This is a genomic window from Actinomyces urogenitalis DSM 15434 (assembly GCF_000159035.1).
Classification (GTDB): domain Bacteria; phylum Actinomycetota; class Actinomycetes; order Actinomycetales; family Actinomycetaceae; genus Actinomyces; species Actinomyces urogenitalis.
Genome location: NZ_DS999575.1, coordinates 252,622 through 260,826, shown reverse-complemented (window position 1 = coordinate 260,826; position 8,205 = coordinate 252,622). Strand labels below are relative to the sequence as shown.

The following is an 8,205-nucleotide window of genomic DNA, read 5'->3' as shown; positions in this document are numbered from 1 at the left end:
CCACAGCCAGCGCCAGGTCCACCAGCTCCTGTACGGCCCTGTGCCAGACTCCAACAGGTCCCTGGCGGACCTGGCTTCCCAGCTTGACCATCTCGAGAGCGAGGTCTCCCACCGATGACTACCAACACTCCTGACGGCACCACGTCCTTTCGGCACACCGCTCAGGACACCGCCTCACCGCGCGCTGAGGCCTACGACCCGCGCGAGCGCCTGGTGGCGCTGCGCTCGGAAATGAGCAAAGCCGTGGTCGGCCAGGACGCTGCAGTCACTGGACTGGTCATCGCCATGCTCGCCGGCGGGCACGTCCTGCTGGAGGGCGTGCCTGGCGTGGCCAAGACCTTGCTCGTGCGCAGCCTGGCCCAGGCCATGGACGTGGAGACCAAGCGTGTCCAGTTCACTCCTGACCTCATGCCTGGTGACGTCACCGGCTCCCTCGTCTACGACGCTCGCTCAGCCGAGTTCTCCTTCCGGCCCGGGCCGGTCTTCACCAACCTGCTGCTGGCTGACGAGATCAACCGCACCCCACCCAAGACCCAGGCCGCGCTGCTGGAGGCCATGGAGGAGCGCCAGGTCTCCGTGGACGGTACGCCCCGCGCGCTTCCTGACCCCTTCATGGTGGTGGCCACGCAGAACCCGGTCGAGTACGAGGGAACCTATCCCCTGCCCGAGGCCCAGCTCGACCGATTCCTGCTCAAGCTGGTCCTGCCGCTGCCCGAGCGCGCCCAGGAGATCGAGGTGCTCACGCGCCACGCCTCCGGCTTCAACCCGCGCGACCTGGTAGCCGCCGGGCTTGAGGCGGTTGCCTCCCCCGCGGACCTGGCAGCCGCGCGTGAGCAGGTACGCACCGTCGGCGCCTCGCCTGAGCTGCTGGCCTACGTCGTCGACCTCGTGCGAGCCACCCGCCAGGCCCCCAGCGTCGCGCTGGGCGTGTCTCCGCGTGGGGCGACGGCGCTGCTGGCCACAGCCCGCGCGTGGGCGTGGCTGTCCGGGCGTTCCTTCGTCACGCCTGACGACGTCAAGGCGCTGGCGGTTCCTGCCCTGCGCCACCGCATCCAGCTTCGGGCCGAGGCGGAGATGGAGGGCGTGACCACCGAGTCCGTCATCACCGGCGTCCTGCGCTCGGTGCCCGTCCCGCGTTGAGAACCTGCCGGCCCTGCCGGTCCCAGTGCATCGGCCGTGCAGGCCTGCCCGTTTCATCACGTACCAGATCTCGCAGGAGGAACGATGTACCTGACCACCCGCAGCGTGTGGCTGACGGCGCTGGGCTGTCTCGTGGTCCTCCTGGTTCCCCGACCCGTCAGCGTGCTGGCCTGGTGCGCCGGCGTGGTAGCGCTGGTGGCCCTGGACGTCCTGGCGGCTCCCTCCCCACGCGCCTTGCGGGTGGAGCGAAGCCTGGCCCGTACCATCCGCCTGGGCGAGTCGACGACGGCGACCCTCACCGTCGCCAACGACGGCCGGCGCACGGCCCGCCTGGAGCTGCGTGACGCGTGGCCGCCGTCGGCCGGAGCCAGCAACGAGCGAGGCCGGCTGGAGGTGCCTGCCGGCCAGCGACGTCGTCATCGCACCGTGCTGACCCCGACTCGCCGGGGTGACCGCACGGCGGACCTGGTGACCGTACGCTCCCGAGGTCCGCTGGGACTGGCCGGGAGGCAGGCCTCCTTGCGCAGCCCGGCGCGGCTGCGCGTGCTGCCGGCCTTCGCCTCGCGGCGCCACCTGCCCAGTCGTCTGGCGCGGCTGCGCGAGATGGACGGCCGCAGCGCCGTCATGGTGCGCGGGGCCGGCACCGAGTTCGATTCCCTGCGCGAGTACGTCGTCGGGGACGACGTGCGCTCCATCGACTGGCGCTCGACTGCGCGTCGGGGCGAGGTCGTGGTGCGTACCTGGCGTCCGGAGCGGGACCGACGCGTCCTCATCGTCATCGACACCGGCCGCCTGTCCGCTGCCAGGCTGGGAGACGAGCCGCGCCTGGACGCCCAGATCGAGGCCTGCCTCCTGCTGGCGGCGTTGGCCTCGCGCGCGGGCGACCGCGTGGACGTGCTCACGATGAGTGAGCAGGTGGGGGTCCAGGTGCGTGGGGAGTCCGGGCCGGCGCTCATGAGCGCCCTGGCCGATGCCCTGGCCCCGGTCAGCCCTGAGCTCAGCGAGACCGACTGGGCCGCCTTGGCGCAGACCGTGCGCCGCGCCCTGTCCCAGCGCGCACTCGTCGTCGTACTCACGGCGCTGGACGGTGCCGGCACGGACGCCGGGCTTCTGCGCTCATTGGCGGCGCTGGCGCGCGACCACACGGTCCTGGTGGCCTCCGCCTCGGACCCGGAGCTGGAGGAGCTGCGCAGCCGGCGCGAGGACGCCGAGGACGCCTACCTGGCGGCCTCGGCTGAGCGCGACCTGCTGGAGCTGGCGGCGGTGCAGGACCGGCTGCGCCGTGGCGGTATCGAGGTGGTGGAGGCTCCGGCCGTCCGCCTGGCGCCGGCCATGGCGGACTCCTACCTGGCCCTCAAGGCCGCGGGGCGGCTATGAGTGCCTCAGCCCACCTGGGCCGGAACCTGACCGGCTTCCTCATTGGCCAGGTCCCCGCTGTGCCCGGCCAGGACCGCACGCCGTCCCAGCCCCACGGTGTAGGCCCACAGGACCGCGAGGGCGAGCACGCCGGCCACGATCTTGAGCGCCCAGGGAACCGGGGCGGGAGTCACGAAGGCCTCGATGAGACCGGCCACACCCAGCGCCGCCGTCAGTGCCACGGCAACGGTGAACAGGGAACGACCCTCCTGCCCCAGGGCAACCGCACGCGAACGCGGGCCCGGAACCAGCATGGTCCAGAAGAGCTTGAGGCCTGCGGCGCCGGCGATGAAGATGCAGGTCAGCTCCAGCAGACCGTGCGGGGAGATCAGCACCAGGAAGAGGCCAAACATGTCATGGTCGGCCATGATGGCGCCGGCCTGCCCCACGTTGACCGCGTTGGCCAGCAGCATGTAGCCCGGAACGATGCCGGTGATCCCTCCAGCCACGCACAGGGCTGCGATACGGGCGTTGTTGGTCCAGACCATGGAGGCGAAGTCAGGGGCCGAGTAGGCGGAGTAGTAGGCCTCGAAGGACTTGTGGGCGTAGGCGTCCAGCTCGGACGGGCTGCCCAGGGCGGCCATGGCAGAAGGCTCACGCAGGGTCCACACGCCTACGACCACAGCGATGAGCAGCTCGATCGCCGTGACACCCAGCGTCCACCAGCGCAGGCGGTAGAGCGCCGCTGGGATGCTCACCGTGACGTAGCGACGCAGGTCGCTGACCCGCAGGTCACGAGCACCGGTGATGCGTCCGCGGGCGGCCGCCACGCGAGTGGACATCTCGGCCAGCAGCTGCGGGTCCGGGGCGCCGGTGCGAAGGCGGGACAGGTCACGGGCTGCACTGCGGTAGAGCGTGACCAGCTCGTCGACCTGGGCCCCGCTGAGGCGGGGAGCGGCTACGAGGTGGTCCAGCCGTTCCCACTGGTCGCGGTGGGCCACACTGAAGGCGTCAATATCCACGAAAGGAGTGTGGCATGACGTGGTTGAGTGACACCTCCTCCGAGCGGATGATGGTCCCTGAGCGCGTGGTCATCGGGGAGGCGGTGGCTCTCGAGGTCACCGCGGCCTCGGTGGGAGCGCGGATCTTGTCTGGGCTCATCGACTACGCGCTGTACACCCTGGGCGGGATCGTCACCCTGCTCCTGTGGCTGACGCTGTACGTCAGGCTCGGAGAGCCGGGCAGCGCCGGCTCCGGCGTCCTTGTGTCGCTGGTGGTCCTGTGCTGGATGGTGGTCGTACCGGTGGCCGTCGAGACGCTGTCTCGGGGACGCAGCGCAGGCCGCATGGTCACTGGGACCCGTGTGGTGCGGGACGACGGTGGTGCGGTTCGCTTCCGCCATGCGCTGGTGCGTGCGCTCACGGCGGTGATCGAGATCTGGGCGACCTCGGGAGGGATCGCCATCGCCTCATGCATCGTCACCCGGCGTGGCAAGCGGCTGGGCGACCTGCTGGCCGGGACCTACGTGCTCACCGTCCGTTCAGGCGCTCTGAGCGCTCCCCCGTTGCTCATGCCTCCCGAGCTCGCGCAGTGGGCCGCCCAGGCGGACATGCGGGCGCTGCCGGGCACGCTGGCGCTTGCGGCACGGACCTTCCTCCAGCGGGCCTCCACTCTGGCGCCGCAGGCACGCGCCCGGGTGGGTCAGGAGCTGGCCGCTCAGGTCTCGCAGTACGTCACTGTCCCGCCCACAGGCACGCACCCAGAGCGTTTCCTGGCTGCCGTGCTGTGCGAGCGTCGCGACCGTGAGCTGGAGATGGCCTTGGGCGACCGCGCACTGGAGGAGCGTGAGCTCGAGCGCTCGCAGCGGCTGCCCTACGGCGTGGTCTGAGCCGCCGAGCCCTGCGCGTACTGCTCCCGCTGCCCCGTTCTGGCGCTGGTCGCTACCCCGCCCTCACCACCGCTACCCCTTCACGCCAACCGCTACCCCATAGCGCGCGCCACCGGGTAGCGAAGGAAACAAAGGAGTAGCGAAGACGGCCAAGGGGTAGCGAGAAACCGACGCATGTGGCGATGACGGACAGGCGAAGAACGCCGCGGGGCAGCGGCAGTACCGACAGACGGGGGGCGGCGCAGCGGCAGTACGGGAGAGGGGGCAGCAGCGCCCAGGGGCGGCGCAGCGGCAGCACGGAAGAGAGAGGCAGCAGTGCCGCGCAACGGCGCAGAGCCGCCTTAGTTCTCCAGAGGACTCGCCTCGTGGGCCAGAAGAATCGGCACACCGTCACGGACTGGGTAGACCAGACCACCGCCGCGAGAAGCCAGCCCCACCTCGCCAGAGGGGCCGCGGACGTCCACAAGCTCTTCTCCCGTCACCGGGCAGCGCAACAACGCGCGGATCTGCGCGTCCGCACCGCTGACAGACCCGTCAACTGGCGTCCAGGCCTGGGTACTCATCTCAGTCCTCCTTCTGCCCACGCAACACCCGCAGGTGACCACGTCGCATGATCTCGGAACCATCCATCTCCGGCAGGGTCTCCGACGCCTGCTGCGTCAGCGGCGAGGGCAAGATCCCGCCAGGACGCCCCGTCCGCTCCGCCGGCTGAGGGCGGGGACGCTGGTGACGCGAGGCATCCCTCACAGCATCCGCAAGGGCAAGAAGATCGTCCTCACTGGGGGGCTCAGGCTCGAAGCTTGCCGCCAGGCGGATGACCTGCCAGCCTCTCGGGGCGGTAAAGGACTCGACGTGCTTCTCGCACAGGTCGTAGGCCTCAGGCTGACGCTCAGTGGCCAAGGGGCCAAGCACAATCGTGGAGTCGGCGTAGACACTCGTCAGCGTCGCGACGGCGGGATTCTCGCAACCTGGTCTGCGGCAGCTTCTGACGGTTCTCACCGTCGCAGGCTACCGCGCCTCCTGCCCGGGCCCGGCAGCGCCACTCGGTCACGGGGCCGGATCTCCCACGGCGCAACCCGAAGCGGTGGGAGCAACGATCACCTGTCCCGGCCCCAACGACTCGTAGGGTTGAGGCGTGACCTCCTTGCCCGCCCCTGAGCCAGACAGCCGCCCGGCCCTCACTACACCCGGACGTCGGCGCGACCGCCACGGACGCGGCCTGCGCGGACCGCTGCTGCCGCCTCACCTGCCGGCCTGGCGTACACGAGCCGAGAAGTTCGACGAGATGGTCGCCTCAGCTGCTGAGGATCTTTCACGGCGCTGGCCGGTGGTCAAGACGATCCAGTTCGCCGTTGAGGAGGTTCCCCCCTCCGACCCTGCACCGTGGGAGCGCGGCGTGGTGCTGGGACGCGGCTTCTCCGCCGAGCCTCGGGCAGGACTGCCCTCCCGCATCATCATCTACCGCCAACCAGTCTCTTCTCGCGCCGACGGTGAAGACGAGCTGGCTGAGCTCGTCCGGCAGGTCGTGGTGGAGCAAGTGGCGCAGATGCTCGGTCGCCGGCCCGAGGACATCGACCCCACTGCCTTCGGTTCCTGAGCCGCGATCCCCAGCGTCCAAGGACGGGGCCTCTGTCCCGGCACGCCGCTTTGGACGCCCCGTACCCCGTGGGGCTCAGCGCAGCTGGAGGGACCTGGCCGAGGCCGCTGCGGCGTCGGCCACGGGCGGGACGACGGCGATCAGCGTGCCCGCAGCGTCGCCCTCCACGCTCTGGGTGAGCACCGCAGCCGCACGCACCTGGGAGCCCTGAGGGGCGGAGAGTGTCAACGCCCCCGTTCCCTGGGGCAGCGTGTCGGCGTCCAGGTCGACGCTCACCGTCTTGCCGCCCGACACCGTGACCTCCTGAGACCAGGAGCCCGTCGCCGCCGCCAGGGTGACGGTGGCCGACTGCCTCGCCGGGTTAGTCAGCACAAGCGTAGAGGTAATGGTCTGTCCGCGACCCGGCGCCGGCACCGTCAGGGCGGCGTCCGCCACCACAGCAGCGTCCTGCGCCTGCACCCAGGCCACGTCACGCATCAACGTGCCCGACCCGGCCGGATACTCCCCCGCTGTCCGCACGAGCCGCGCGGCGCCAGCCACCGGCTGGTCGGAGGTCACGCGGATCCCGTAGGTCCCCGCTGCCACGCCCTCCAGGCTCACGTCAAAGACGGCGCCGGGATCGATCACGAGCGACTGCGCACCAGGAAGCTCTTTCTCCCCGTCAGCACCGACGAGCGTGACCGAGACGGTGGCCTCAGCCTCGGAAGGGTTGACGATCCGAAGCGCCGGGCCAGCCGCGGCCTGCACGCCACCGCCGTCCTGAGCACCAGAGTGCGCCTCGCCGCCCGAGCTACCCGCATCCGAGCTCCCAGCATCCTTCTCAGGATCCGCCAGGACCACCCCAGGCACCAGCAAGTCCGTGGAGGGAGCGGCCCCCGCCGTCAAGACGTCCGTGCCGGCCGGGGTCTCGCCGTCGAGAGACTCCGTGGCCAGCGAGGGGATGAGCATCCCGCCGTCAGCCTCCACGGAGACCGCCACGCGCGCGTCAGCTGACGATGCCGACTCCAGGAGCACCGAGGCCGAGCCACCGGCCGGCACCGCGACCTGTCCGCCAGAAGGCAGGGTGAGCGGCCCCGTCGAGCCGTAGAGCGTGACGGTCGCCGTGACCGTGGTGCGGCCGGGGTTGACCAGGCGCAGCTCAGAGGAGGAGCCCAGCGCCGCCGAGCCGCCAACGATCCAGGACACCGCCGACGCCGGGGCGCAGGCCGAGGCGGTCAGGCCTCTCAGGTCGCCCGAGGCGGTCGAGGTTGTCACGAGCCCGGTGGCCGAGGCCTCGGAGTCCTGCCCGGGGGCGAGGGTGAGGACTCCGCCCACGGCGTCGTCGGTAGACAACGTGGAGTCCTCCAGCCGCTGGCCCCCATAGGCCGCTCGCGTCCCCGCGCCGAGAACCGTGATCGAGGTGGCCGAGCTGGTCTGCCCCAGGTCGACGGCGCCCACCGAGTTACCAGGGCTGGCAGGGCAGGCGTAGACGGACTCAGTCACGGCAGCGGGCACGCTGATTGCGCCGACCTCGGCCTGGGCGGCGGTCGGGGTCAAGGTGGCCCACCAGGTCGCGCCAGCTGCGCCGGCCAGGAGACCAGCTGCAGCCAGGAGGGCCGTGCCTCGGCGAAGGAAGGTACGCGGAGTCGTCATCGTAGGCTCCTCCGACGCCGCAGGGGCAGGGCCGCCAGGGCGGTCAGGACCCACACGACCCAGATCACGCAGGTTGCCGCCACGGCCAGCGGCGAGGCGTGGCTCAGGGTCAGGGTCCCGCAGACCCCGGCCGGAACGGTGAAGGCCTGGCGCCAGTCGCTGCCGGAGACGCTGGTGGCCTCCAGCTCGGTTCCGCCGATGGAGGCGGTCCAGCCCTGCGAGGCCCGCTCGGCCAGGACGAGCGTGCGCTCATCCTCGGAGGCGGTCACCTGAGCGCCTGGCTCGTCGGACACCGTAGTGGCCTGGCCGGTGGAGTCCACGAGCGAGAGCCGAGCAACCTCAGCCGCCTGGGAGGGGCCGACCCTCCACGAGACACCGACCGGGGTCTGGGCCAGGGACTCCAGGCCGGGGGTGGCTTCCAGCCCGGCCCGTGCACTGGCGGTGACCTCGTCGCCGGCGCGCTCGGTCAGTAGAACGACGGCGACGCCGTGGCGAGCCAGCTCGTCGGCAACCTGCTCGTCCTGGCCGCCCACGGCCCGCGCGACGAGGTCGGCGAGTTCCTGGTCAGCGCGGTCGCTCAGGGTCAGAGGCA

General features: G+C 71.2%; 8 protein-coding genes and 1 pseudogene. 4 read left to right on the top strand and 5 right to left on the bottom strand.

Going from position 1 to position 8,205, the window contains the following annotated elements; genetic code table 11:
* Positions 1-114 precede the first annotated feature (114 nt).
* Both HMPREF0058_RS07075 and HMPREF0058_RS07070 read left to right on the top strand, forming a co-directional pair.
* On the top strand, positions 115-1,140 hold the full coding sequence (locus tag HMPREF0058_RS07075; RefSeq protein ID WP_006549071.1) for an AAA family ATPase: 1,026 nt from the start codon (positions 115-117) through the stop codon (positions 1,138-1,140).
* Positions 1,141-1,224: 84 nt separating this feature from the next.
* On the top strand, positions 1,225-2,517 hold the full coding sequence (locus HMPREF0058_RS07070; protein WP_006549070.1) for a DUF58 domain-containing protein: 1,293 nt from the start codon (positions 1,225-1,227) through the stop codon (positions 2,515-2,517).
* Positions 2,518-2,522: 5 nt separating this feature from the next.
* Here the strand turns inward: HMPREF0058_RS07070 and HMPREF0058_RS07065 are convergent, their stop codons facing one another.
* Entirely contained in the window at positions 2,523-3,518 is a 996-nt protein-coding gene (locus HMPREF0058_RS07065; protein WP_006549069.1) for a stage II sporulation protein M, read from the bottom strand.
* Between the two features lie 14 nt (positions 3,519-3,532).
* Between HMPREF0058_RS07065 and HMPREF0058_RS07060 the strand changes: the two genes are divergently transcribed.
* Positions 3,533-4,384: an RDD family protein gene (locus HMPREF0058_RS07060; protein ID WP_006549068.1), complete on the top strand. Its 852-nt coding sequence runs from the start codon at positions 3,533-3,535 to the stop codon at positions 4,382-4,384.
* Between the two features lie 341 nt (positions 4,385-4,725).
* Here the strand turns inward: HMPREF0058_RS07060 and HMPREF0058_RS07055 are convergent, their stop codons facing one another.
* A complete protein-coding gene (locus HMPREF0058_RS07055) occupies positions 4,726-4,947 on the bottom strand; it encodes a Trm112 family protein (protein ID WP_006549067.1) in 222 nt (73 codons plus the stop codon).
* 1 nt (position 4,948) lies between these two features.
* Complete coding sequence (locus HMPREF0058_RS07050; protein WP_034236576.1) at positions 4,949-5,383, bottom strand: DUF3499 domain-containing protein; 435 nt, start codon at positions 5,381-5,383, stop codon at positions 4,949-4,951.
* A gap of 136 nt (positions 5,384-5,519) precedes the next feature.
* Here HMPREF0058_RS07050 and HMPREF0058_RS07045 point away from each other — a divergent pair, with 136 nt between their 5' ends.
* Positions 5,520-5,981 (top strand): metallopeptidase family protein, encoded by a 462-nt coding sequence (locus HMPREF0058_RS07045; RefSeq protein ID WP_231550241.1) that lies wholly within the window; start codon positions 5,520-5,522, stop codon positions 5,979-5,981.
* 75 nt (positions 5,982-6,056) lie between these two features.
* On the opposite strand, the gene HMPREF0058_RS07040 is transcribed toward HMPREF0058_RS07045, so the two are convergent.
* Both HMPREF0058_RS07040 and HMPREF0058_RS07035 read right to left on the bottom strand, forming a co-directional pair.
* Positions 6,057-7,613: a DUF5719 family protein gene (locus HMPREF0058_RS07040; RefSeq protein ID WP_006549064.1), complete on the bottom strand. Its 1,557-nt coding sequence runs from the start codon at positions 7,611-7,613 to the stop codon at positions 6,057-6,059.
* Positions 7,610-8,205, bottom strand: a pseudogene (locus HMPREF0058_RS07035) (glycosyltransferase family 2 protein); the annotation flags it as partial. The gene HMPREF0058_RS07040 and the pseudogene HMPREF0058_RS07035, both read right to left, overlap by 4 nt.